At 67.4% G+C, this 25187-nt stretch carries 20 protein-coding genes; 4 read left to right on the top strand and 16 right to left on the bottom strand.

Annotation, left to right across the window (positions count from 1 at the left end):
- Nucleotides 1-225: 225 nt before the first annotated feature.
- The 3 genes from AC3WR5_RS15055 (at nt 226) to AC3WR5_RS15045 (ending at nt 5486) form a co-directional block, all read left to right on the top strand.
- Entirely contained in the window at nt 226-3168 is a 2943-nt protein-coding gene (locus AC3WR5_RS15055) for a ribonucleoside-diphosphate reductase subunit alpha (protein WP_492485566.1), read from the top strand.
- A 214-nt stretch (nt 3169-3382) separates the two neighbouring features.
- Entirely contained in the window at nt 3383-4621 is a 1239-nt protein-coding gene (locus AC3WR5_RS15050; RefSeq protein ID WP_492485565.1) for a ribonucleotide-diphosphate reductase subunit beta, read from the top strand.
- 259 nt (nt 4622-4880) lie between these two features.
- The gene (locus tag AC3WR5_RS15045) at nt 4881-5486 is read left to right on the top strand and encodes a hypothetical protein (RefSeq protein ID WP_492485564.1); all 606 of its coding nucleotides are present in this window, start codon (nt 4881-4883) and stop codon (nt 5484-5486) included.
- A 176-nt stretch (nt 5487-5662) separates the two neighbouring features.
- Here the strand turns inward: AC3WR5_RS15045 and AC3WR5_RS15040 are convergent, their stop codons facing one another.
- The 12 genes from AC3WR5_RS15040 to AC3WR5_RS14985 form a co-directional block, all read right to left on the bottom strand.
- On the bottom strand, nt 5663-6571 hold the full coding sequence (locus tag AC3WR5_RS15040) for a carbohydrate kinase family protein (RefSeq protein WP_492485563.1): 909 nt from the start codon (nt 6569-6571) through the stop codon (nt 5663-5665).
- Nucleotides 6572-6644: 73 nt separating this feature from the next.
- Nucleotides 6645-7805 (bottom strand): zinc-ribbon and DUF3426 domain-containing protein, encoded by a 1161-nt coding sequence (locus AC3WR5_RS15035; RefSeq protein WP_492485562.1) that lies wholly within the window; start codon nt 7803-7805, stop codon nt 6645-6647.
- A gap of 127 nt (nt 7806-7932) precedes the next feature.
- A complete protein-coding gene (prmA, locus tag AC3WR5_RS15030) occupies nt 7933-8832 on the bottom strand; it encodes a 50S ribosomal protein L11 methyltransferase (protein ID WP_492485894.1) in 900 nt (299 codons plus the stop codon).
- A gap of 97 nt (nt 8833-8929) precedes the next feature.
- Entirely contained in the window at nt 8930-10279 is a 1350-nt protein-coding gene (gene accC, locus AC3WR5_RS15025; RefSeq protein ID WP_141288006.1) for an acetyl-CoA carboxylase biotin carboxylase subunit, read from the bottom strand.
- A gap of 7 nt (nt 10280-10286) precedes the next feature.
- Nucleotides 10287-10742, bottom strand: a complete 456-nt coding sequence (accB, locus tag AC3WR5_RS15020; RefSeq protein WP_141288007.1) for an acetyl-CoA carboxylase biotin carboxyl carrier protein — start codon at nt 10740-10742, stop codon at nt 10287-10289.
- A gap of 310 nt (nt 10743-11052) precedes the next feature.
- A complete protein-coding gene (locus AC3WR5_RS15015; RefSeq protein WP_492485561.1) occupies nt 11053-11640 on the bottom strand; it encodes a TlpA family protein disulfide reductase in 588 nt (195 codons plus the stop codon).
- Complete coding sequence (locus AC3WR5_RS15010; protein WP_492485560.1) at nt 11630-12247, bottom strand: hypothetical protein; 618 nt, start codon at nt 12245-12247, stop codon at nt 11630-11632. Before AC3WR5_RS15010 ends, AC3WR5_RS15015 begins: the two co-directional genes overlap by 11 nt.
- A 49-nt stretch (nt 12248-12296) precedes the next feature.
- Nucleotides 12297-13079 carry a transglycosylase domain-containing protein gene (locus AC3WR5_RS15005; protein WP_492485559.1) on the bottom strand — a complete coding sequence of 261 codons (783 nt, stop codon included), beginning with the start codon at nt 13077-13079 and terminating at the stop codon, nt 12297-12299.
- A gap of 25 nt (nt 13080-13104) precedes the next feature.
- Entirely contained in the window at nt 13105-13953 is an 849-nt protein-coding gene (gene aroE / locus AC3WR5_RS15000) for a shikimate dehydrogenase (RefSeq protein ID WP_492485558.1), read from the bottom strand.
- Between the two features lie 23 nt (nt 13954-13976).
- Entirely contained in the window at nt 13977-14873 is an 897-nt protein-coding gene (locus AC3WR5_RS14995) for an energy transducer TonB family protein (protein ID WP_141289916.1), read from the bottom strand.
- Between the two features lie 51 nt (nt 14874-14924).
- Nucleotides 14925-16973, bottom strand: a complete 2049-nt coding sequence (locus tag AC3WR5_RS14990; protein WP_492485557.1) for a ribonuclease catalytic domain-containing protein — start codon at nt 16971-16973, stop codon at nt 14925-14927.
- Complete coding sequence (locus tag AC3WR5_RS14985) at nt 16970-17605, bottom strand: YqiA/YcfP family alpha/beta fold hydrolase (RefSeq protein ID WP_492485556.1); 636 nt, start codon at nt 17603-17605, stop codon at nt 16970-16972. The genes AC3WR5_RS14990 and AC3WR5_RS14985 overlap by 4 nt, the downstream gene beginning before the upstream one ends.
- Nucleotides 17606-17840: 235 nt before the next feature.
- Here AC3WR5_RS14985 and AC3WR5_RS14980 point away from each other — a divergent pair, with 235 nt between their 5' ends.
- The gene (locus AC3WR5_RS14980) at nt 17841-20555 is read left to right on the top strand and encodes a zinc-dependent metalloprotease (protein ID WP_492485555.1); all 2715 of its coding nucleotides are present in this window, start codon (nt 17841-17843) and stop codon (nt 20553-20555) included.
- An 18-nt stretch (nt 20556-20573) separates the two neighbouring features.
- On the opposite strand, the gene mpl is transcribed toward AC3WR5_RS14980, so the two are convergent.
- Genes mpl through thiD form a run of 4 tightly spaced genes read right to left on the bottom strand, consistent with a single transcriptional unit; the run spans nt 20574 to nt 25117 of the window.
- Entirely contained in the window at nt 20574-21941 is a 1368-nt protein-coding gene (gene mpl, locus AC3WR5_RS14975; protein WP_492485554.1) for a UDP-N-acetylmuramate:L-alanyl-gamma-D-glutamyl-meso-diaminopimelate ligase, read from the bottom strand.
- A gap of 50 nt (nt 21942-21991) precedes the next feature.
- A complete protein-coding gene (locus AC3WR5_RS14970; protein WP_492485553.1) occupies nt 21992-22855 on the bottom strand; it encodes a D-hexose-6-phosphate mutarotase in 864 nt (287 codons plus the stop codon).
- Nucleotides 22852-24168, bottom strand: a complete 1317-nt coding sequence (hemL, locus tag AC3WR5_RS14965; protein WP_492485552.1) for a glutamate-1-semialdehyde 2,1-aminomutase — start codon at nt 24166-24168, stop codon at nt 22852-22854. The genes AC3WR5_RS14970 and hemL overlap by 4 nt, the downstream gene beginning before the upstream one ends.
- Entirely contained in the window at nt 24158-25117 is a 960-nt protein-coding gene (thiD, locus tag AC3WR5_RS14960) for a bifunctional hydroxymethylpyrimidine kinase/phosphomethylpyrimidine kinase (RefSeq protein ID WP_492485551.1), read from the bottom strand. Before thiD ends, hemL begins: the two co-directional genes overlap by 11 nt.
- Between the last annotated feature and the right edge of the window lie 70 nt (nt 25118-25187).

The raw sequence follows: 25187 nt of genomic DNA, 5'->3' as shown, positions 1-25187 counted from the left end.
GTGTTGGCGGGCTGCCAGCAGCACCTCTTCGCTTCTCCCTGGGGGTGGAGATGCAGCAGTCGACGAACGCCAGGCGCCGCGCCCACCTCAGGGCCGTGACGCCTGGCGATTGCCTTGCCACAGCCGGCCACGTCTGACCTGACGTTTGGCCTGACAGGCGCGGACCCGAAGCGGCCGCAGCGCCCGCACATCTTTCGTCTTCACCGAATCCACACAGGGGAATCCATGCAAGCTGTTTCCAGCACCGTCGACGCCGCCATTGCGCGTCCCAGCGCCGCCTCCACTGCCAGCGCCGCCGCGCCGGCCAGTGCCTTCCACGCCTACCAGATCATTCGCCGCAACGGCGCGGTCGTCTCGTTCGAGCCGAACAAGATCGCCGTCGCGCTGATGAAGGCCTTCCTGGCGGTGCATGGCACGCAAGGCGCGGCCTCGGCCAGCGTGCGCGAGACGGTCGACGTGCTGACCGAGAGCGTGGTTCGTGCGCTGATGCGCTCGCGTCCGGGCGGCGGCACCTTCCACATCGAAGACGTGCAGGACCAGGTCGAGCTGGGCCTGATGCGCGGCAGCCACCATGAAGTGGCGCGTGCCTATGTGCTCTACCGCGAGCGCCGGTCGCAGGAGCGTGCGCGCCAGGGCGTGGAGGCGGCGCCGGTGGCCGTGACCACCCTGACGGTGATCGACAAGGGCCAGCGCGTGCCGCTGGACGAGGCCAAGCTGCAGGCCCTGATCGTGTCGGCCTGTGCCGACCTGGGTGCTGACGTGAAGCCGGACCCGATCCTGGCCGAGACCCGCCGCAACCTGTACGACGGCGTGCCGATCGACGAGGTCTACAAGGCCGCGATCCTGGCCTCGCGCACGCTGATCGAGAGCGACCCCGGCTACACCCGCGCCACCGCCCGCCTGCTGCTGCACACGATCCGCCGCGAGATCCTCGGCGAGGAGCTGACGCAGGCCGACATGCACACCCGCTATGCCGAGTACTTCCCGAAGTTCATCAAGAAGGGCGTTCAGGCCGAGTTGCTGGACGAGAAGCTGCTGCAGTTCGACCTGGCCAAGCTGGGCGCCGCACTGAAGGCCGACCGCGACTTCCAGTTCGACTACCTGGGCCTGCAGACCCTGTTCGACCGCTACTTCCTGCACATCGAAGAGCAGCGCATCGAAATGCCGCAGGCGTTTTTCATGCGCGTGGCCATGGGCCTGGCGCTGAACGAGATCAACCGCGAAGCGCGCGCCATCGAGTTCTACAACGTGTTGTCGAGCTTTGACTTCATGTCCTCGACCCCCACGCTGTTCAACGCCGGCACCCGCCGCTCGCAGCTCTCGTCCTGCTACCTGACGACGGTGGCCGACGACCTGGACGGCATCTATGAAGCGCTGAAGGAAAACGCGCTGCTGTCGAAGTTTGCCGGCGGCCTGGGCAATGACTGGACCAACGTGCGTGCGCTGGGTTCCTACATCAAGGGCACCAACGGCAAGTCGCAAGGCGTGGTGCCGTTCCTGAAGGTGGTCAACGACACGGCCGTGGCGGTCAACCAGGGCGGCAAGCGCAAGGGCGCCGTCTGCGCCTACCTGGAAACCTGGCACCTGGACATCGAAGAGTTCCTGGAACTGCGCAAGAACACCGGCGACGACCGCCGCCGCACGCACGACATGAACACCGCGAACTGGGTGCCTGACCTGTTCATGCGCCGCGTGATGGACGGTGGCGACTGGACGCTGTTCAGCCCGTCGACCTGCCCGGACCTGCACGACCTGTTTGGCACCGCCTTCGAGAAGGCCTATGTGGCCTACGAGGCCAAGGCCGACCGCGGCGAGATCAAGCTCTTCAAGCGCATGGCCGCCCGCGACCTGTGGCGCAAGATGCTCTCGATGCTGTTCGAGACCGGCCACCCCTGGATCACCTTCAAGGACGCCTGCAACGTGCGCTCGCCGCAGCAGCACGTGGGCGTGGTGCACTCGTCCAACCTGTGCACCGAGATCACGCTGAACACCAATGAAGACGAGATCGCCGTCTGCAACCTGGGCTCGGTCAACCTGGCCCAGCACTTGAAGGATGGCAAGGTCGACCAGGAGAAGCTGAAGAGGACCGTGTCGACGGCGATGCGCATGCTCGACAACGTCATCGACATCAACTACTACGCGGTCAAGAAGGCGCGTGACTCCAACCTGCGTCACCGCCCGGTCGGCCTGGGCCTGATGGGCTTCCAGGACGCGCTGTACGAACTGCGCCTGCCCTACGCCAGCCAGGAAGCGGTCGAGTTTGCCGACCAGTCGATGGAAGCCATCTGCTACCACGCCTATTGGGCGTCGACCGACCTGGCGGCGGAGCGTGGCCGCTACTCGACCTACCACGGCTCGCTGTGGGACCGGGGCATCCTGCCGCTGGACTCGCTGAACCTGCTGGCCGAGCAGCGTGGCGGCTACGTCGAAGTGGACCGCAGCATGACGCTGGACTGGGACGCGCTGCGCCAGCGCATTGCCACCCACGGCATGCGCAACAGCAACTGCGTGGCCATCGCACCGACCGCGACCATCTCCAACATCATTGGCGTGGACGCGTCGATCGAGCCTTGCTTCGGCAACCTGTCGGTCAAGTCCAACCTGTCGGGCGAGTTCACCGTGGTCAACGAGTACCTGGTGCGCGACCTGAAGCAGCTCGGCCTGTGGGACAACGTGATGGTCATGGACCTCAAGCACTACGACGGTTCGCTGCGCCGCATCGACCGCGTGCCCGAGGACATCAAGCGCCTCTATGCCACCGCCTTCGAAGTGGAAACGCAGTGGCTGGTCGAGGCCGCGGCGCGTCGCCAGAAGTGGATCGACCAGGCCCAGTCGCTGAACATCTACATCGCCGGCGCATCGGGCAAGAAGCTGGACGACACCTACAAGCTCGCATGGTTGCGTGGCCTCAAGACCACCTACTACCTGCGCACCGTGGGTGCCACGCACGCAGAGAAGAGCACGGTCGCGGCGGGTGCGATGAACAGCGTGCCCTCGTCCGGCGGCATCGGTGGTTCGCATGCAGCGAGCCATGCCGCGCCAGCGATGTCGGCGCTCGACGCAGCGGCCGCACAAGCCCAGGCCATGATGGCCGCGCAGCAGGCCACGCCTGCGACTGACATCAAGTTCTGCGGCGTCGACGACCCGACCTGCGAAGCCTGCCAGTGAGCTTGAAGTGAACGTGAAGCGCACCGCATGCAAGGCCTGCGATGCGCTTCTCTTCATCGGCTCATCGAGTGTTCACACCACGCGCTGCGTGAAGCCTGCCGCATCGCTCGCATCGAGACGATGTTGAGAGGCAACACGCAGGCGTTTGCGCTGTCAAGAAGTGCTTGGTGTTTGAACACAACACTCTGATAATTCCACCCCAAGGAAACACGCCATGCTGGTCTGGGAAGACGACGCTCGTACCCCGCCGAATCCTGTTCAACGTACCGCGCCCGAGCCGACTGCCGGCGCACGGACAGCCGACCTGTCGCCGTCTGCGTTGACCCCCTCTTCATCGTCCGCTGCGTCGGCGATGTCCACTGCGCAAGCCACTGTCCAAGCTGCCGCCGCTCGCGCTGCGGTGGTCACGGCCTCGCATGCGGCCCCTGCATCCAGTGGCCGCGTCAACGCTGCCGACAAGCGCATCATCAACGGCCAGACCGACGTCAACCAGCTGGTGCCGTTCAAGTACAAGTGGGCCTGGGAGAAATACCTCGCCACCTGTGCAAACCACTGGATGCCGCAAGAGGTCAACATGTCGCGCGACATCGCGACCTGGAAGGATCCCAACGGCCTGACCGAAGACGAGCGCCGCATCGTCAAGCGCAACCTCGGCTTCTTCGTCACTGCCGACTCGCTGGCCGCCAACAACATCGTGCTGGGAACCTACCGCCACATCACGGCGCCCGAGGCTCGCCAGTTCCTGTTGCGTCAGGCCTTCGAAGAAGCGATCCACACCCACGCCTACCAGTACATCGTCGAGTCGCTGGGCCTGGATGAATCGGAGATCTTCAACGCCTACAACGAGGTCAAGTCCATCCGCGACAAGGACGAGTTCCTGATCCCGTTCATCGGCGCGATCATGGACCCGAACTTCAAGACCGGCACGCTGGAAAACGACCGCACGCTGCTGAAGAGCCTGATCGTTTTTGCCTGCCTGATGGAAGGCCTGTTCTTCTACGTCGGCTTCACGCAGATCCTTGCACTGGGCCGCCAGAACAAGATGACCGGTGCCGCAGAGCAGTACCAGTACATCCTGCGCGACGAGTCCATGCACTGCAACTTCGGCATCGACCTGATCAACCAGATCAAGCTCGAGAACCCGCAGCTGTGGACCGCGGACTTCAAGGCCGAGATCACCGCGCTGTTCCTGAAGGCGGTGGACCTGGAGTACGCCTATGCCGAAGACACCATGCCGCGTGGTGTGCTGGGCATGAACGCTTCGATGTTCAAGGGCTACCTGCGCTACATCGCCAACCGGCGGGCCACGCAGATCGGCCTGGATGCGCTCTTCCCGAACGAGGAAAACCCGTTCCCGTGGATGAGCGAAATGATTGACCTGAAAAAGGAACGCAACTTTTTTGAAACCCGCGTCATCGAGTATCAATCCGGTGGCGCATTGAGCTGGGATTGAAGGTGAACAAGAGGCCGGTCCTGTACCGGCCTCTTGTCGCATTCAAGAGGCTTGCCAGAGAGCAGTCCTTCCCAGCATGTTGAGAGATCAAGATCCGCGACGCGTGCAGCACGGACATCAGAAACCGTGCGGCGAGTCGTCTCCCCATTCACCGCACCGAGGGGGCACCCGGCTTTGGCCGGGACAACACCGCGGGCGGTGAATTGCCGGGCTGTATCGAGCGGCCCGGTATTTTTGCAACTTGATCAAGGAGTTTGAAATGGCAACTGCGAAGAAGGCCGCTCCGGCCAAAAAGGCGGCTCCGGCCAAGAAGGCTGCAGCTCCGGCAAAGAAGGCCGCTCCGGCCAAGAAGGCGGCAGCACCGGCGAAGAAGGCCGCTGCACCGGCGAAGAAGGCTGCGCCGGCCAAGAAGGCAGCAGCTCCGGCGAAGAAGGCTGCACCGGCCAAGAAGGCGGCAGCTCCGGCGAAGAAGGCTGCACCGGCCAAGAAGGCGGCGGCTCCGGCGAAGAAGGCTGCACCGGCCAAGAAGGCGGCAGCTCCGGCGAAGAAGGCTCCGGCCAAGAAGACGCTTGCACCGGTGAAGCCGGCAACCAAGGCCGTGGCGCCAGTGAAGCCGGCGACCAAGTCGGTGTCTTCGAAGCCTGCGGCCAAGAAGGCTGCGCCCGCCAAGAAGGTCGCCGACGCGCCTGCGAAGACCGCCACGGCCAAGGCCCCCGCCAAGAAGGCTGCAAAGAAGGCCGCTGCCAAGAAGGCTGCGCCCACCCCTGCGCCTGCGCCTGCGGCTTCTGCCCCCGCCGCGCCTGCAGCCAAAACTGCGCTGAGCCCCGCGGCCGCCTGGCCGTTCCCTACGGGCAACAAGCCCTGAGCCTTTGGGCCGGCGTGAAGCCGGCCCTTGGCTCAACTCCCAAAGCCCGGCCTTGCGCCGGGCTTTTCTTTGGGTGCCCTGCCGGCCCTGTGCCGGGCTTTTCTTTAAGTGTCCTGCCGGCCCTGCGCCGGGCTTTTTTCCTCGATCGGGCGTCGCCGCTCTGGCGTCCCCCGTCGTCAGCCGAGGCCGAGCGCCGTGCGGTCCACCACGTGGTTCTGGCCGCCTCGCTGCGCGATCTTCAGCGCGCCCATCTGGTTGCCCAGTGCCACGCAACGTGCCAGCGGCCAGCCCTGCTCCAGGCCGAACAGCAGCGCGGCGCGGAAGGCGTCGCCGCAGCCGGTCGGGTCCACCACTTCGGTGGCCTTCACGCCTGGCACCAGCGTGCGCTCGCCCTGGATCCACAGCTCGCAGCCCTCTGCGGCCAGCGTCACGATGATGCCGGCCAGGTGCGAGCGCGACATCTCTGCCAGGCTTTGCCCGGTGCGCTCGCTGAGCATGCGGCCTTCGTAGTCGTTGACGGCCACCCAGGTGGCTTGCGCGACGAAGGCGCGCAGCTCTTCGCCGTTGAACATGGGCAGGCCCTGGCCCGGGTCGAACACGAACGGGATGCCGGCGGCATGCAGGTCTCGGGCGCGGCGCAGCATCGCGTCGCGGCCGTCCGGGCCGATCAGTGCCAGCTTGATGTCGCCGCGCGCCGGCAGGCCGATCTCGTGCGCCTGCTGCATCGCGCCGGGGTGGAAGGCGGTGATCTGGTTGTTGTCCCGGTCGGTGATGATGATGGCCTGGGCGGTGTAGTTGTCAGGCACCTGCAGCAGGCTGCTGGTGTCGATGCCCAGTTGCTGGAAGCGCGCCAGGTAGTCGCCGCCGTCATTGCCCAGCGCGGCCAGCACGACAGGCTCGCCGCCAAGGGCCTTCAGCGTGTAGGCGATGTTGCCGGCGCAGCCGCCGTATTCGCGCCGCAGCGTGGGCACCAGGAACGAGACGTTCAGGATGTGGACCTGCTCGGGCAGGATCTGCTCGGCGAAGCGGCCGGGGAAGGTGGTGATGGTGTCGAAGGCGAGGGAACCGCAGACGAGGCTGGCCATGGTGTGTTGTCGGATGGAGGAAGGGCGGCGCAGCGGCTTGGGGCCGGCGCCGGGCATCAGGAAACGATGGGGCTCAGGGGTAGAAGACTTCCAGCGTGTAGCCGGCCACGTGCAGCTCGCCAATGTCCAGCCGCAGGTCCAGGTGCCAGGCGCCGTCGGCTTCCAGCGTGTCGCCGTGGCCCAGCTCGGCTGGCAGCAGCACCTTGCGCAACAGCACGCTGCCGCTGTCAGAAGAAATGCTCAACTCCAGCGCCGGAGTGCGCACCGGGTGCTCGGCGCGATTGTGCAGGTCGGCGTCCAGCCGCAGCACGCCAGGCTTGTCGGTGGCGCTGAGGTGGCTGGCATCCAGCACGATCTGGTCGAGCGCGTAAGGGCTGGCCACGCGGCAGCGCAGGGTCTGGCAGGCGGCGTTGAGGGCGGGCCGGAGACTGGGCCAGCGGGCGGCCAGCACGTCGCGCTGGTAGAGCGCCAGTTGGCCCAGCAGCAGCAGGCCCAGCAGGCCGCATGCGCTGGCCAGCACCGCGCGCACGGCAGGATGCCGCCAGCGGGCCGCGCGCTCGGCCTGGCGAATGAACTCGGGCTGGCGCGGCAGGTGCGGGTCGCGCTGCCGGCCGGGTGCAAAGCTGCTGTCCGGGGTCTCGCTGGCGTCGAAAGGTGCGGCCAGGGCGTCGGTGTCCAGCAACCTCGCTTCGTCTTCCAGGGCGGACGGGCTTTCCGCGACGAAGGACGAAACCGGCTCTGTGGCGACGGGGGGAACTGGCGGCGGCGGCGGTGGCAGCGCCTCGGCCGCTTCGCGTTCGGAGGGGCTGCGCGTGAAGGTGAAGTCGGGCCGCTCGCCGCGTGTTGGGCGTTCGGACAGGGCATCCAGCGCGGCCGGCTCGGTGGCTTCGAAGGCACGTTGCGCGGCCTCGTCGTCGTCCAGGTCGGAAAACACCACCGAGGACGATTGCGGCATCGGCGCCTGGGCGCTTGTTGCGCTGGCGGTGTTGACAGCCTGTGTCGCCGCGGAGGTGGCGCCGAATGTCGACCGGTCGACGATGGACGGCCCGAAGCCGTGCGCCGGCACGGGCGGTGGCGCGACGGGTTGCTGTGGAGGCAGCTCGAACAGCCCCTCCAGCGCGTTGAAGACCTCGTGGCACTGGCCGCAGCGCACCCAGCCCTGCGAGACCTTCAACTGGTCTTGCACCACACGGAAAACCGTGCCACAGGCAGGACAACGGGTGGCCAGACTCATGCGGGGAATGATGCCATGACGGCAGGGGGATTCCGGGCCGTGGCCGGTTGAGCAGTGCCCATCGCGGTGGCCCGTGCGGCGACGGCACAACGCGTTGCGCAGCCGCGCTGCGCAAGGTCTGGGCGGGTCACAAGCGCTGGCCGCCCATCAGGATCCATCCGTCGTCCTGGTTCAGCACTTCCAGCTTGACCCAGGGTGCGTAGGCGGCCTGCAACTCGGCGGCCTGTCGGTCCAGGATGCCGGCCAGCACCAGGTGCGCGCCGGGGGCCAGGTGGGCGCTGAGCAGCGGTGCCAGCAGCTTCAGCGGCGTGGCCAGGATGTTGGCCAGCACCAGCGGGTATTTGCCCTGCGCGAGTTCCGGCAGGCCACAGCGCAGCGTCACGCCATTGGCTGCCGCGTTGTGCTCGGACGAGGTCACCGCGGCCGGGTCGATGTCGACCGCGTCGACCTGCTTCGCGCCATGCAGCGCCGCGCCGATGGCCAGGATGCCGGAGCCGCAGCCGTAGTCCAGCACCCTGTCCCAACTGGCCGACAGCGCCGGTGCGTGCTCGGCGATCCAGCGCAGGCACATGCGGGTGGTCGGGTGGGTGCCGGTGCCAAACGCCAGGCCCGGATCCAGGCGGATCACCCGACTCGCCGCAGCGGGGGGTTCATGCCAGCTCGGCACGATCCAGAACGCCGGCGTGATCTCGACCGGCTCGAACTGCGACTGCGTCAGCCGCACCCAGTCCTGTTCGGGCACTTCACCCAGGCTTTTCACGCCCAGGCCGGCGGCCCAGTCCTGGGCCAGCAGCAGCGTGCTGGCCTGCACGGCGAGGTCCTCGGTGTCGAACAAGGCCTTCAGCGTGGAGCGGTCCCAGCCGGGCTTGGGCGCCGGCATGCCCGGTTCGCCAAACAGCGCATGCTCGGCTTCGGTGTTCGCGTCGGCATCCTCGACCGACACGGCCAGGGCGTCCAGCTCGTTCATCAAGGCCTCGGACACCGGTTCGACCAAAGTCTGCGGCGCGCTCAGCACCAACTCGAACAAAGCCACTTCGGCATTCCTTTTTTCCAAGGGGCAACGGCCAGGCGTGCGGGTGCGCGCCTGGCCGTTGTCGGGGTCACAAGAAGGTGGCGCCGCGCCTTTAGCGCGTGTGCTCGCTCATCCAGTGTTCCAGGTAGTGGATGCTGGTGCCACCCTGGATGAACTTGGCATCGGCCATCAACTCGCGGTGCAGCGGGATGTTGGTCTGGATGCCTTCGACCACCATCTCGCTCAGGGCGGTGCGCATGCGGGCCAGCGCCTGCTCGCGGGTGTCGCCGTGCACGATGATCTTGCCGATCATCGAGTCGTAGTTCGGCGGCACGTAATAGTTGGTGTACGCATGCGAATCCACGCGCACGCCCGGGCCGCCCGGCGGATGCCACATCGTGATGCGGCCTGGCGACGGCGTGAACTTGTACGCGTCCTCGGCATTGATGCGGCATTCGATGGCATGGCCGCGCATCTCGATCTGACGCTGCAGGAAAGGCAGCTTCTCGCCAGCGGCCACGCGGATCTGCATCTGCACGATGTCGATGCCGGTGACCAGTTCCGTCACCGGATGCTCCACCTGCACGCGGGTGTTCATCTCGATGAAATAGAACTCGCCGTTCTCGAACAGGAACTCGAAAGTGCCTGCGCCGCGGTAGCCCATCTTCTTGCAGGCCGCTGCGCAGCGGTCGCCGATCTTTTCGATCACGCGGCGTGGAATGCCTGGTGCCGGCGCTTCCTCGATGATCTTCTGGTGGCGGCGCTGCATCGAGCAGTCGCGCTCGCCCAGCCAGACGGCGTTCTTGTGCTCGTCGGCCAGGATCTGGATTTCCACATGGCGTGGGTTCTCCAGGAACTTCTCCATGTAGACCTGCGGATTGCCGAAGGCCGCGCCCGCTTCTGTGCGCGTCATCTGCACGGCGTTCACCAGCGCTGCTTCGGTGTGCACCACGCGCATGCCGCGGCCACCGCCGCCGCCTGCTGCCTTGATGATGACCGGATAGCCCACGGTGCGGGCGATCTTGATGATCTCCTTCGGGTCTTCAGGCAGCGCGCCTTCCGAGCCCGGCACGCAAGGCACACCGGCCTTGATCATGGCCTGCTTGGCCGAGACCTTGTCGCCCATCAGGCGGATCGATTCGGGCGTCGGGCCAATGAAGACAAAACCGCTTTGCTGCACCCGCTCGGCGAAGTCGGCGTTTTCCGACAGGAAGCCGTAGCCTGGGTGGATTGCTTCGGCATCGGTCACTTCCGCGGTGGAAATGATGGCCGGCATGTTCAGGTAGCTCAGCGACGAGGCCGCCGGGCCGATGCAGACGGCTTCCTCAGCCAGCCTGACGTACTTGGCGTCGCGGTCGGCCTCGGAATAGACCACCACCGCCTTGATGCCCATTTCCCTGCACGCGCGCTGGATGCGCAGCGCGATTTCGCCTCGATTGGCGATCAGTATTTTTTTGAACATGGTGCGATCACTCGACCATGAACATCGGCTGGCCGAATTCGACAGCCTGGCCGTTCTGCACCAGCACCTGGGTCACCGTGCCGGTGATTTCGGCTTCGATCTCGTTCATGATCTTCATCGCTTCGATGATGCAGACCGGCTGACCGAGCTTGATGACGCTGCCCACTTCGACCAGGGGCTTGCCACCCGGGGTGGACGAAGCGTAGAAAGTGCCGACCATTGGCGACTTGATGGCCACGCCGGTCGCGGCAGCCGGCGCAACCGGTGCGGCGTCGGCGGCTGGCAGCGCCGGGGCAGGCGCCATGGGGGCGCTGGCCATCGGCATCGGCATCATCGGCGCAGCAAAGGCGGCGCCGCCCGATTTCACGATGCGCACCTTGCCTTCGTTCTCGGTGATTTCCAGCTCGGCGATGTTCGACTCTGACACCAGATCGATCAGGGTCTTGAGTTTGCGCAGGTCCATGGGAATTTTTTCTCCTGTCAGGAAGAAGGAAAGGGCCCCGGTCACGGCCGGGTGGCACGTCTTGGAAGGTGCTGGCACATGCAAGCGCCGTGCCGTCACCAAATCGACTGCACGCTACGTGCAGCAAAGCGCTGGATTATGCGGAATCTGGCGCTAACTGGAAGTTACGCCCCCTATCTTTAGGAGGCATCTTGCTCGCTCCAGCAGCTGTCAGGCCACGCTGGCTTGACTGAGGAAGCGCGGACTTTACGCGCTTTGGTCGGTTTTTGCGATGAATTGGACCAAAATAATGTAGATGAGCGCTTGGTCCTCAGCGCTTGCGCAGCGCAGCTGCCCAGCCGAGCAGCTCAGCTTCCGTGGTCGCTCCCAACTTTCGGCCGTGCACTTCACCTTCGGCGGAGATGAGCACAGTAAAGGGCAGGCCGCCGGCGCTGTTGCCCAGATCCCGCACCAGATTCAGGCCTGTGGCGCCGGCCAGCGCAATCGGGAAGCTTACAGGAGTTTGCGTCAGAAAATGCTTGACGGGCTCCGCCTGATCGATGGCCAGGCCCAGCACCTGACCGCCCTGCGGCTGCCAGGTCGCCGCAAAACGGTCCAGCTCCGGCATTTCGGCCACGCAGGGCTTGCACCAGGCAGCCCAGAAATTGACCAGCAAAGGCCGGCCCTGGAAGGCCCGCAAGGCCAGTGGCGGACCGGCCGGCGTCGGCAATTCGAGCTGCCACAGCCGTGCCAGCGCGGCGGCGGTGGGGTCTGGCGACGAGCCCCAGCGCTGCCAGCCCACGCCAGCGCCCAGCGCGCCCACGGCGGCCAGGCCCAGCAGCCAGCGGCGCGAGGTGGCGTCGCGAACCGTTCCGTCTTTGGCGTCCGCGCCAGCCGTGGCTTCGGCTTCAGTGCGCATGGTCTTGCGCCTCGCTGGCCAGCAGGCGGCGCAAGGCGTTGGCGTCGCCGCGCCAGCTGCGGCCGTGGGTATCGGGTTTCAGCGCGCCGCGCAGTGCCAGGTACTCGTGCACGACAAAGTGCAGTGTCACCGGCTCGGCCAGCCCGGGCGTGCGGTCGACGGTGCTCAGCACCAGCGCTTCGTGTTCGCCTGCGCCGCCGCTGTCGAAATCCAGGCCGGCGTTCAGGAAGGCAATTTCGGCGGCTTTTTCATCGTCGCAATACAGGTCGAGGATGAGGTTGGACAGCCGGGTGGCCGTGCCGCGCCAAACGGCGCCGCCCAGGTGCGGGCGGAATTCGCCAAGCTGGTCCAGCCGTGTCATCCAGCGCAAAGCCAATTCGCGCAGCGCACGCAACTCGGCCGGCTGGGTGTCGGCGCAGAACAGCGCGAGGTAGTCGCGCACCTCGTCTTCGACCTGTTCGTTGGACGGCAGCTCGCCCTGGCGGCTGCTGCGGCGGCCCAGGTCACGCGCCGCCTTGCGCTTGGCGGCGCTGTATTCCATCCCTTCTTCGACCACCAGCCTGGCGGCGGTCGCGGCAATCTGGGCAGTGGCTTCCGTTTGGCTCATGCAGCGCTCCTGGGCAAAGGGTTCACGGCGGCGCGGCCGCAGGCGCCGATCAGGGCAGCTCGACCGCGCCCATGCGGGCGACGATGGTGCCCGATCGGCCGAGCACATACGCCGAGCCGGGTTGTTTCTCGAAGCGCTTGGGGGCTGGCAGCATCACCGCCAGCCGGGCTGCTGCCGGCGCCGACAGCTTGCTGGCGTCCACATGGAAGTAGTGGCGCGCGGCAGCCTCGGCGCCAAACACGCCTTCGCCCCACTCGACGCTGTTGAGATAGATGGCCAGGATGCGGCGCTTGCCCAGCAGGCCTTCGAGCATGAAGGTGATGACGAACTCCTGCGCCTTGCGCAGCGTCGTGCGTTCGCCTGAGAGGAACAGGTTCTTGGCCAACTGCTGGGAGATGGTCGAGCCGCCGACGACCTTGGGCACCGCACGTGTGGGCGGCTTGGCGGGTGCCGTCTTGCGCGTGGCCTCGCGCTGCTCGATGCGCTCGTTGACCTTCTCGGCCCGCACCTCGGCTTTCTGGTTGCGGTCCCAGGCCTTCTCGATCGCATCCCACTCCACGCCCGCATGTTCGACAAAGCCGGCGTCTTCGCTGGCGATCACCGCACGCTTGAGATTGGGCGAAATCTCTTCATCGGCCACCCAGTCCTGCGACCAGCTCAGCTGGTGCGTCTCGCGCAGCAGCCGCCAGGCTTCGCTGCGCTGGAAGCTGGTGGACTGCGGGTCTATTACCAGCATCAGCGCCACGCGCAGCAGGAAATACAGCTGCAGCGCGGCCGTGCTCAGCACCAGCAGTGCGAGCAAGCGGGCGAGCTGGCCCCAAGCGGCCTTCATGCCGCGCTTCTCGATCCGGCGGTTTTCATGCCGCTGCATCCACCTCGGCGCGCAGCCGGGCCAGCACGTCGCCAGTCTCGGGTCGCATGCCGCGCCACAGCGCAAACGCTTCGGCTGCCTGTTCGACCAGCATGCCCAAGCCGTCGCGGCCACGCGCGCCGTGCTGGGCCGCCCAACCGAGGAAGGGTCGCGCGGCGGGGCCGTACATCAGGTCGACCGCCAGGCAATCCGAGCCCAGCACCTTGGCTGGCACCGGCGAGGCCTGGCCGGCCAGGCTGCTGGCGCTGGCGTTCAGCACCAGGTCAAACGCGCTGCCTGGCTCGTCCAGGCCGTCGGCCTGCAGCGCCACGCCGTGTTCGGCTGCCAGCGCACGGTGGCTTGCCGCCAGGCGCAGCGCCTTGTCCGGGCTGCGGTTGACGATGCGCAGCTCGGCCGGCGCTTCGGCCAGCAGCGGTCCCAGTACGCCGGCTGCGGCACCGCCGGCGCCGATCAGCAGCACGCGGCTGCCGGCAATGGTTTGCTGCGCGTTGCGCACCAGGTCGCGCACCAGGCCGGCACCGTCGGTGTTGTCGGCCCACCAGCCCTGGCCTTCTCGACGCAGGAAATTGGCAGCACCGGCCAGGCGGGCGCGTGGCGAAGCCTGGTGCGCCAGCGCAAAAGCCTCGAACTTGAACGGCACCGTGACATTGCAGCCCAGGCCGCCAGCGTCGGCAAAAGCCTGCAGCGATGCGGCAAAGCCATCCACCGGCGCCAGCAGCGCTTCGTAGCGCAGCGCCTGGCCGGTGGCCTCGGCGAACCAGCCGTGGATGCGCGGCGAGCGGCTGTGCGAGATCGGATTGCCGAAGACGGCGTAGCGGGCCAAGGATTCGGGCATCGGTGCAAAGGCGGTCGGGGAAGTCACTGGCGAATCGTCGCTTCGGCAGTCGCTTCCAGCCCGTCGGTGCGGGTGAAGCGAAAGCGGGAGGTGACGACGATCTGGTCGGCCTGGCGGCGCATCGCATCGGTGAACTTGCCGAAGGGCCCGGCGGCATGCACGATGGCCACCGCGCGGCGGTTCAGCTCGGCTGACTTCGAGGGGCGCACCACGTCGGCGTCTATCACCTGGCCGGCGGCGTCAATGGTCAGGTTCATCGTCAGCTCGCCGTACAGTTTCTGGCCCTTGTACTGCGGGAAGTCGCGCGTGCCGCGTTCCTCGATCTTGCGGCGCAGGCTGTCGTAGTAGATCGCGTAGACCTCCTCGCGCGTGGCCGGGCTGATGTAGCGCTTCTTCGGCCGCGCGTTTTCTTCGTTGATGCGCTTTTCGATCTCGGCGAGCGTTCTCAGCATCTGCCGCCGACGCTCTTCGCGCTCGGCTTCTTCGCGCGACATCACCGGCTTGCTGGGGTCCGGTGGCGGCAGCAGTGCGAGTTCACGGCGGATGTCGGCCAGCAGCTGTTGCTGCACGTCCTGCATCTGCTTGATCTGGCGCTGCGCATCATCCAGCGCTTCGCCGGGCAGCGAGAAAGGCGAGGGCGGCAGCGGCGAGGTGGCGCGGCCGGTTTCGGCTTCGCCACCACCGGCCAGGCTGGCCTGGGCGATCGCCTGCGCCTTCTCAGGCCGCTCATCGCTGCGCGCATTGACCAGCACCACCTCCAGCGGCGTGTCCTCGAAGATGCGGTTGAAGCGCTCCGGGTCCACGAAGCGCAGGCTCAGCAGCACGGCATGCACCGCGACCGAGACCAGCAGCGCGGTCTGCAGCACCGAGGGGCGCCATGAAGTGCGGGGCGGTGGGGCGGCGGCGGCAGGCGAACTCATCGTCGGCAGGCGAGGTGGGCGGTGGCGGGGTGGAACTGCGGAAGGTCGGGCTCAGCCGGCGTCGGCAGCCGGCGCCGGTGGCGCAGCATCGCCATCGCTGAGGTCGATGGCCAGCGTCAGGCCACCAGTGGCCGGCGCCTCGTCCTGGTCGTCCATGGGCTCGTCGGCGCCTTCGGTCGGTGCTGCACCTGGGTCGTCCAGGCGCACCAGCAGGTTGGCGTGCAGGTCCAGCGTCAGCAGGTCCAGGCCGGTGATGCGCACGCGCACGCGGGCATTGCGCGGCATGGCCTCGGTGCCCAGCGCGCGGAAGACCAGCGGCAGCGTCTCGGCCCGTACCAGGCCGTCCTTCATCACGCCGGCATCCAGCTCGGTCACCTCGTTCTGCTCCAGCCAGCGCAGCGTCCAGAAACGCTCGATGGCCTGCTGGAAACCGTTGTACGCGCTGTAGGCGCCGTCGAAGGCCGAGATGACCGAGAACAGCGTGGCGTCCTTGGGCTTGAACGGCGCGACCAGTGCGGCGGTGCGGCCATGGCGCGCGCAGGCAATGATCTGCCACTGGTTCACCAGGTCCACATAGCGGCGCAGCGGCGAGGTGGCCCAGCTGTACTGCGCCACGCCCATGCCGGCATGCGGCGCGGGGCGCACGCCCATGCGCACTTTCACGCCCGGCGCCATGCTGGCCTGGCTGCGGTAGATGCCGGGCACGCCCACATCGCCCATCAGTCCGCCCCAGGTGCTGTTGGCCAGGATCATCGCCTCGGAGACGATCAGGTCCAGCGGCGCACCGCGCTTGCGCTCGGTGATGATGACCTTCTCACTGCCGGCGGGCTCGCTGCCGCTGCCGTCGAGCTTGAAGTTGTAGTCGGGGCGGTTGAAGTTCTCCGGCTTGCCGCGCACCACTTCGCGCGCCGCCTTCAGGTGCCGCGCCAGGCGGAAGCAGAAGGCCAGCTCGGGCGCAAACGCATAGTCGGCCGGCGCCTCGCCGGTCAGCGAGGCTTCGGTGATCACCGCGTCCAGCTGGTCGTGGCGCAGGTTGGCCCCAATCGGCACGCGCTCCAGCCTGGTCTCGGTGCTTTTCACTTCCAGCGTGGCTTCGTCGAAGCGCACGTACAGGCTCACCGCCGGGCAGTCGCGGCCTTCGATCAGCGTGTAGGCCTGCACCACCTCGTCGGGCAGCATGGTCAGCTTCCAGCCCGGCATGTAGACGGTGGACAGGCGCTCGCGGGCCACTTTGTCGACCGGGGAATCGGGTTGAATGGCCAGGCCGGGTGCGGCGATGTGCACGCCGAAGGTGATCTCGCCCGAGCCCAGGCCGGTGACGGACAGCGCGTCGTCGATCTCGGTGGTCTGCGAATCGTCGATGGAGAAGGCCTGCACGGCGGCCAGCGGCAGTTCGTCGGCAATCTGCGGCGCCTGCAGTGCGGGGAAGCCGGTGCCTTTGGGGAACTGCTCGAACAGGAAGCGCTGCCAGTGGAACTGGTAGGGGCTGTTGATCGCGCCAGCCTCCTTCAGCAGGTCCAGCGGCGCCCGCTGGCTGCGCTTGGCGGCCTCGACCACGGCCTTGTACTCGGGCGCGTTCTTGTCCGGCTTGAAGAGGATCTTGTAGAGCTGATCGCGGATCGGCGCGGGCGTGCTCCCTGCCGCCAGTTCGGCCGCCCAGGTGTCGATCTGCGCGGCCTGCTGGGCCTTGCGCTCGATGGCCAGCAGCGCGGCCTTGACGATTTCTTCCGGCGCCTTCTTGAACTGGCCCTTGCCGGCGCGGCGGAAGTAGTGCGGCGCCTCGAACAGGCGGAACAGCGCGGCGGCCTGCAGTTCGAGGCCGGCCTGGGCCGAGAAATAGTCCTTCGCGAACTCGGCAAAGCCGAACTCGCCTTCGGGCGCAAATTCCCAGGCCAGGTCCAGGTCGATCTCGGCGGCCTTGGCCTGCGCGGATGCGATCAGTTCTGCCGGCTGCGGCTTCTCGAAGCGCAGCAGCACATTGGCGGTTTTCACTTTGACGCGCTTGCCCGATTCCAGCTCGATCTGCATCGAACTGTCGGCCTCGGACATCACACGGCCGGCGAGGAATTTGCCAGCATCATCAAACAGGGCGTAAGTCACCGGCGGATTGTCGCTGAAGGCATGGGACCCGCCGCTGGCGCGTCCAACAAGCCCAGAAAGTCCAGCACAAAGGCCAGCGGGCCGGCGAATTCGCTCAGTGCATGGTCACTGCCTTCCAGCAGCAGGGTGCTGGCACCTGCGTGGCGGGCGCTCATTTCCTGCCAGTCCAGTACCTCGTCGCCTTTGGCGATCACCGCCGCGTAGCGCTCGGGCCGGGTCAGTGAGACTGGCTTCATCGCCTCCAGCTCCGGGATGAACTCGGCGCGGAAGTAGAAGCGTTGCTCCGGCGTCTGCCAGGTGCTTTGTTCGCCAATGTGCTTGGCCAGGTCGCGCGCCGGGTTGACCGCAGGGTTCAGCAGCACCGCCGGGCAGCCCAGCCGCTCGGCCAGCACGCTGGCGTAGAAGCCGCCCAGTGAGCTGCCGATGATGGCCATGCGCGCCTTCGGCCAGTCGGCCACGCCCTGCAGCGCCAGCGTGATGGCCTCGGCCGGCGAGGGCGGCAGCTGCGGGCACCAGAACTGCAGCTCGGGCCGGTGCTCGGCCAGCCAGCGGCCCACCACCTGGGCCTTCATCGACTGCGGGGAAGAGCGGAAACCGTGCAGGTAGAGCAAATGGCTGGGCGGGGCGGGCATCACGCCAGTGTAGGTGGCGGCCCTGGGCATGGGCCTTGCTGAGGAAACTCGGCATTGACGGCGTTGGCCGGCCCCTACAAAGTGCGCGGTTTTGCAACCGGGCGGGCCAGCAGGCTGCCGACTTGCCGGAACTTGACTTCAGGCCAACGGTCCACAAGATCGCGGCCTCCTTTTGGCGGTTGTTCCGCCTTTCTTCCTGCCAGCCAGAACCCGGCTGGCTTCGTTCATCGCCTTCATGCCCATCCAACACCTTGCCTTGTCCCGCCGGCTGCGCCCGGCGCGTTCTGTTCTGACCGTGGCCGCGCTGCTGGCGCTGAACGGTGCCGCGCTGGCCATGGTGCCGCCACAAGCCGTGGCCCAGGCGGCCTCCGGCGCCGCAGCCACGCCGCCGGCTGCCGCTGCCAGCGCGCCAGCCGGCGCCAAGCCTGTGGACCCGGCGGCGCCCAAGCCCTTTGCCGACGTCAGCCGTGACGCCACCCGCACCGACGGCTTCCTGCCGTTCTGGCGCAAGGAGGAGAAGGTCTGGCTGGAAATCGCCCCCGAGCAGCTGAACAAGCCCTTCCTGCTGACGGCCAACATCGCCCAGTCGGTTGGCGAGCGTGGCCTGTATGCCAGCCAGATGGGGCCGGACTGGATGGTCGAGTGGCGGCGCATCGGCAACCTGGTGCAATTGGTGGCGCTGAACAATGAATTCCGCCCGGGCGCCGACACTGCCTCGCGCGAAAGCGTGCGCCAGGCCTTCTCCGAAAGCCTGATCGGCTCGGCGGCGGTGGCCAGCGCGCCGCACCCCGAACGCAAGAGCTTCCTGATCGACGCCAGCTTCCTGCTGGCCGACATGGTGGGCTATTCCACCCGGCTGGAGGCCGCCTTCCGCCTGCCTTATGGCCTGGACCGCGGCAATTCCTCGTTCGACCAGTTGCGCGCCGATGCCAGCCTGACCTCGCTGAGCGCCAAGCTGCACTTCAGTACCCCGCGCCTGCCGGCCCCGCCGATGACGCCGCCGCCGGTACCGATGCCGCCGCCGCCGACCACCACGCCGGACCCGCGCAGCCTGTTCGTCACGGTGGTCTACAGCATGGCCAAGCTGCCCGAGCAGCCGATGGCCGCGCGCCTGGCCGATCCGCGGCTGGGTCACTTCACCGAAGACTTCACCGACTTCAGCGGCGACTTCAAGCCCAACCAGCGGGTGCACTACATCACCCGCTGGCGGCTGGAGAAGAAGGATCCGAACGCGGCGCTGTCCGAGCCGGTCAAGCCCATCACCTACTGGCTGGACCGCAACATTCCCGAGCGCTACCGCGGCGCGGTCACGGCTGGCATCCTGGAGTGGAACAAGGCCTTCGAGAAGATTGGCTACAAGGACGCCGTGGTTGTCAAGCAGCAGCCGGACGATGCCGACTTCGACACGATGGATGCCGAGCATGCGTCCATCCGCTGGTTTGTCGGCTCCGACGTGGGCTTTGCCATTGGCCCGAGCAAGCACGACCCGCGCAGTGGCGAGATCCTGGACGCCGACATTGGCATGAGCGATGTGTTCGGCCGCGGTGCGCGCCGCCTGATCGTCGAAGACCTGGGTGGCAGCAGCGCGAACAGTGCCGCGCGCGCTTCCGTGCTGTCAGCCCGTGAAGCCGCCGAGCGTTGCGACTACGAACACGAGTCTGCCGCCGAAATGAGCTTCGCGATGGACCTGCTGGAATCGCGTGGCGACATCGCACCCGACAGCCCAGAGGCCGACGCCTTCGTGCAGGCCGTGATCAAGGACACCATCATGCACGAGGTGGGTCACACGCTGGGCCTGAAGCACAACTTCAAGGCCTCCACCACCATCAGCCAGGCGCAGCTGAAGGACAAGGCCTGGACCGAGGCGCATGGCGTCTCTGGCTCGGTGATGGACTACAACGCCTACAACCTGCCGCTGCGAGGCGAGACCGCGGCCGCACCGAACAACAGCACGCTGGGCCCGTACGACTACTGGGCCATCGAATACGCCTACAAGCCAATCGCGCCCGAGCAGGAGGCGGTCGAGCTGGGCCGCATTGCCGGCCGCAGCACCGAGCCGGCACTGGCCTACGCCGACGATGCCGATGCCGAAGGCGGCCCCATCGGCGGGCTGGACCCGCTGGCCAACCGCTTCGACCTGGGCGATGACCCGCTGGCGTACTACAAGAAGCGGCTCACGCTGTCCAGGGAGCTGTGGGAGCGCGTGCAGGCCCGCACGCCGCATGCCGGCGACGACCCGCTGCGCGCGCGCCGTTCGCTGGCCAGCGGGTTCCGCCAGCTGCGCAACCTGCCGGAGATGACGGCCAAGTACGTGGGTGGCATGGAAACCGTGCGCGACCTGCCCGGCACCACCGGCCGGCCGGCCTACAAGCCGGTGGCCCCGGCGCGCCAGCGCGAGGCGCTGAAGTTCCTGGCCGACGGCGTGTTCAGCGTCGACAGCTTCCAGTTCCGCCCCGAGTTCCTGGCCTCGCTGAGCCCGGACTACACCGAGTGGGAACGCGACAAGCCGGTGCCCATCCCGGCCATCGTGCTGGCGCTGCAAAGCCAGGCGCTGGACCGGCTGATGGCTGCCAGCACCGCGCAGCGTGTGCTGGACCTGCCGGCCTACCTGAGCCCGGCAGAACGCAAGGGCACGCTGACGCTGGACGAGGTCTACGGCACGCTGCAGTCTGCCGTGTGGAGCGAGCTCAAGAGCGGCAAGGAGATCGACAGCATGCGCCGCAACCTGCAGCGCGAGCACCTGAAGCGGGTGGTCACCGTGCTGACGCGCGGCGGCGCCGGCTTGCCGGCGGATGCGGTCAGCCTGGTGCGCTGGCAGGCCGTCAAGCTGCAGACCGAGCTGCGCACGGCGGCCAACAAGCCGACGCTGTCGGTCGACAGCCGCGCCCACCTGGCCGAAAGCCTGTCCAGCCTGAACGAGGCGCTGAAGGCCACGATGAACCGAAGCTGAGCCGCAGTCCTGGGTCTTTCAGGCCCTGACGGCCAGCGCGGCGAGCAGCTTCTCGTGCACGCCGCCAAAGCCGCCGTTGCTCATGCACAGCACATGGTCGCCCGGTTTGACCGCGGCCACCACGGCCTTGACGGTGGCTTCGATGGTCGGGCAGACGACGGCCTGCTCGCCCATTGGCGCCAGCGCCTCGGCGGCGTCCCAGCCCAGGCCGCCGCTGTGGCAGAAGGCCAGGTCGGCTTCTTCCAGTGCCCAGGGCAGCTGGGCCTTCATCGAACCGAGCTTCATGGTGTTCGAGCGCGGCTCGAAGACGGCCAGGATGCGGTCCAGGCCGACCTTGCGGCGCAGGCCGTTGATGGTGGTGCGGATGGCGGTGGGGTGGTGCGCGAAGTCGTCGTAGACCTGCACGCCGCCGGCCTCGCCGCGCAGCTCCAGCCGGCGGCGCACGTTCTGGAAGCTGCTCAGGGCTGATGCGGCGGCTTCGGGCGCCACGCCCACATGTTCGGCTGCGGCAATCGTCGCCAGCGCGTTGAGCTGGTTGTGCTCGCCCAGCAGCGGCCATTCGACGTGGGCGATCTTCATCGAGCCGCGCAGCACATCGAAACTCTGCGGCTCGCCGCGCGCGCGCAGCGTGCCGGGCTCTTCCTTGCGCGCGCCAAAGCGCTGCACCGTGCTCCAGAAGCCTCGCTCCAGCACACGCTGCAGCGCGTCTTCACGCGCGTTGACCACCAGCCGACCCTGGGCCGGCACGGTGCGCACCAGGTGGTGGAACTGGGTTTCGATGGCGGTCAGGTCGGCAAAGATGTCAGCGTGGTCGAACTCGAGGTTGTTCAGGATTGCGGTGCGCGGCCGGTAATGCACGAACTTGCTGCGCTTGTCGAAAAACGCGGTGTCGTATTCGTCCGCCTCGATGACAAACGGCGCGCTGGGCGCGGTGCTGCCCAGTCGGGCCGAGAGGCCGAAGTTCTGCGGCACGCCGCCGACCAGAAAGCCTGGCTCAAGCCCGGCCTGCTCCAGCACCCAGGCCAGCATCGAGGTGGTGGTGGTCTTGCCATGTGTGCCGGCCACGGCCAGCACATGCCGGCCCTGCAGCACGTTTTCGGCCAGCCATTGCGGGCCGCTGGTGTAGGCCGCCCCGGCGTCGAGGATGGCTTCTATCAGCGGATTGCCACGGGTCACGACGTTGCCGATGACGAACATGTCGGGCTTCAGCGCCAGCTGCTCTGCGCCATAGCCTTCGATCAGCTCGATGCCCAGTGCGCGCAGCTGGTCGCTCATTGGCGGGTAGACGTTGGCGTCGCAGCCGGTCACGCGGTGGCCGGCCTCGCGCGCCAGTGCCGCCAGGCCACCCATGAAGGTGCCGCAGATGCCGAGGATGTGGAGGTGCATGTTGGAGAGGGGCAGGGCCGAGGCGTCATCGCCTCGGCCAGGCGGAAATCTTAGGCGCGCAAATGCTGCATGCCGGCCCATTCTTCACCGGGCGCCAGTTGCACCGGCTCGGCAATGCGGGCGGCCTCGATGCAGAGGAAATGCTGCCAGTCGTCGTCCGGCAGGTCCGCGATCTTCGCAGCACCGCTCTCGCCGGGGTTCCAGATGACCACGTCGTCGAAACCCTGCATCGCAATCGAGGCCTTGCGGCCGATCTCGCGCAGCGTCAGCGCCCGGTTCACCTGGCGGTAGACGCGGTCGATGGGGCCGGCGAGCGTCAGCACGTCGCCCCATTGCTGGCCGGTCTTGTGGGTGGCGTCGGGCGCGTTGTCTTCGAAGTCGCAGCCTTGCAGGCCTTCGACCTGCAGCTTGGTGGGGTCGATGCAGCGCAGGTAGGTGTGCAGCGCGGCCTGGAAGCTGAAGGGCTTGTCGCCGGTGTTGGTCACCGCCAGCTCCAGGTCCAGTTCCTTGCCGGCCAGGCTCACCGTGAGTTCCAGCTCGAAGCGGTACGGCCAGTGCACGCGGGTTGCGATGTCGTCGGTGAAGCGCAGCACGCCGATGGCATGGCCGGCACGGACCACCGATTCGGTGGCCTGCCACGAACGTGTGCGCACCAGGCCGTGGCGCGGCAGCGGCCCACGCTCATTGAACTGCGGGAAGATCACAGGCACGCCGCCGCGGATCGCGGCCCCGGCGCCGTAGTTGGCGCTGGGCGACAGGTAGAGCTGCTCCTCGCCGCCGGCCGGGATCCACGAAGCCACGTGGCCGCCGTGCAGCAGCACCGTGGCGCTGGCCCCGTCCGGCGAGCGCAGTCGCAGCGCGGGCTGGCCGAGGAAGCTGCCGAGCACGACCGCAGGATTCAGGTCTTCACTCATGCTGGGGCAAACGCGCTGCGGGCTGCGGTCACGGTGTCGGCCAGGTCGGCTTCGCTGTGGGCGGCGCTGACAAAGCCGGCCTCGTACAGCGCAGGCGCGAAGTACACGCCGTGGTCCAGCATCTGGTGGAAGAAGCGGTTGAAGCGGGGCTGGTCGGTGGCCAGCACTTCGGGATAGTTCTGCGGCAGCTGGCTGCCGAAGAAGAAGCCGAACATGCCACCTTCGCTGTCCACCGCAAACGGCACGCCGGCCGCTTCGGCCGCGCCGGCCAGGCCTCGTACCAGGCGCTGGGTCTTGTCGGCCAGCGCTTCGTAGAAGCCGGGCTTGGCAATTTCCTTCAGCGTGGCCAGGCCGCAGGCGGTGGCCACCGGGTTGCCGCTCAAGGTGCCGGCCTGGTAGACCGGGCCCAGTGGCGCGAGCTGCTGCATGACCTTGCGGCTGGCGCCAAACGCGGCCAGCGGCATGCCGCCGCCAATGACCTTGCCAAACACCGAGATGTCCGGCCGGAAGCCGGGGATGGCCTTGGCGTACAGGCTTTGCGCCGAGCCGAGGGCCACGCGGAAGCCGGTCATCACCTCGTCGAACACGAACAGCGCGCCGTACTGATCGCACAGTTCGCGGATGCGCTTCACAAACGGCACGCTGGCGCGCACGAAATTCATGTTGCCGGCGATGGGCTCGATCATCACGCAGGCGATCTCGTTGCCCTGCGTGCGGAAGGCTTCCTCGATCTGCGCGACGTCGTTGTAGGCCAGCACGAGGGTGTGCTGCACCACTTCCTGCGGCACGCCGGCGGAGGTCGGGTGGCCGAAGGTGGCCAGGCCCGAGCCGGCCTTGACCAACAGCGCGTCGGCATGGCCGTGGTAACAGCCTTCGAACTTGACGATCTTGCTGCGGCCGGTGGCGCCACGTGCCAGGCGGATCGCGCTCATGCCGGCCTCGGTGCCGGAGCTGACCAGGCGCACCTGCTCGATGCTGGGCACGTGGCGGATGATTTCCTCGGCCAGCTCGACCTCGCGCTCGGTCGGCGCGCCGAAGCTGAAGCCGTCATGCGCGGCCTTCAGCACGGCGTCCAGCACGGCCGGGTGGCCATGACCCAGGATCATCGGGCCCCAGGAGCCGATGTAGTCGATGTAGCGCGTGCCCTCGGCGTCCCACATGTAGGCGCCTTCGGCCCGGGCGATGAAGCGCGGTGTGCCGCCGACGGCGCGGAAGGCGCGCACCGGCGAATTGACGCCGCCGGGAATGGATTGCTGGGCGCGCTCGAACAGGCTGGCGTTGCGGCGGTTTTGGCTGGGATTCTCAGTGGACACGGCGCGAGCCTCCCGGCGGCAGTGTGGCATCGTCCGGCGTCACGGCGCCAGGCTCGCCTGGCAGCACGGGCGGCTCTTCCTCGTCGGGCGGCAAGGCCCAGAAGAAGCGGTCCGGCACCACATGGCCCATGCCGGGGCGGAAACCCGCGTCCAGGCTCTGGTCCAGGAACTGCAGTGCTTCGCCGACGGCCGCCTGCAGTTCGCTGTTGACCGCCAGCAGCGAGGCCAGCGCGGCGGACAAGGTGTCGCCAGCACCGACAAACGAGACTTCGAACAGCTCGAACTTCTCGCCGGTCAGGGCGCCCTGGGCCGAAGCCAGAACGTTGTCGATGAACTGACCTGCCTTGGCCGGCAGCATCACGCCGGTCACCAGCACGAAGCGCGTGCCGTGTTCGGCCGCGGCCACGGCCAGCTCGCGCGGCGAGGCCGGCCGCTCGTTGTCCCATTCGGGCAGCAGGAAGTCGGTCAGGGTCTTGTGGTTGCCCACCAGCACCTCGGTGGCCGGCAGGATCAGCTCGCGGAAGGCGTCCAGGTAGCTCTGCTGCTCGTCCTCGTCGACCCAGGACAGGTTGGGCAGGTAGGAAACCAGCGGCACCTCGGCATAGTCGGACAGGATCTCGGCCACGGCGCTGACGTTTTCGGCCGAACCGAGGAAGCCGACCTTGAAGCCGGTGACGGTCACGTCTTCCAGGATGCTGCGGGCCTGCTCGACGATGGCGTCGCCCTCGATCACGTGCTGGTCGAAGATCTCGGCGGTGTCGCGCATGATGATGGTGGTCACCACCGGCAGTGCGTGGGCGCCCATCGCGGCGATGGTGGCGATGTCGCCGCCCAGGCCGCTGGCGCCGCTGGGGTCGCTGGCGTTGAAGCTCATCACGCAGGCCGGCGACGGCGCTTCCTGCAAGGCGTCGTCGGCGGCGCCGGCGTCGGAGGGAATGTCTGTGGTCATGGTGATGGCCTGGCGCAAGGCGTTCGGCGGAAGGCGCGAACCGGCGGGCCGGCACGATGTGTGGATTGTT

This window comes from Ideonella sp. FW305-24 (assembly GCF_058788035.1).
This window is presented reverse-complemented; position numbering and strand designations above follow the sequence as displayed.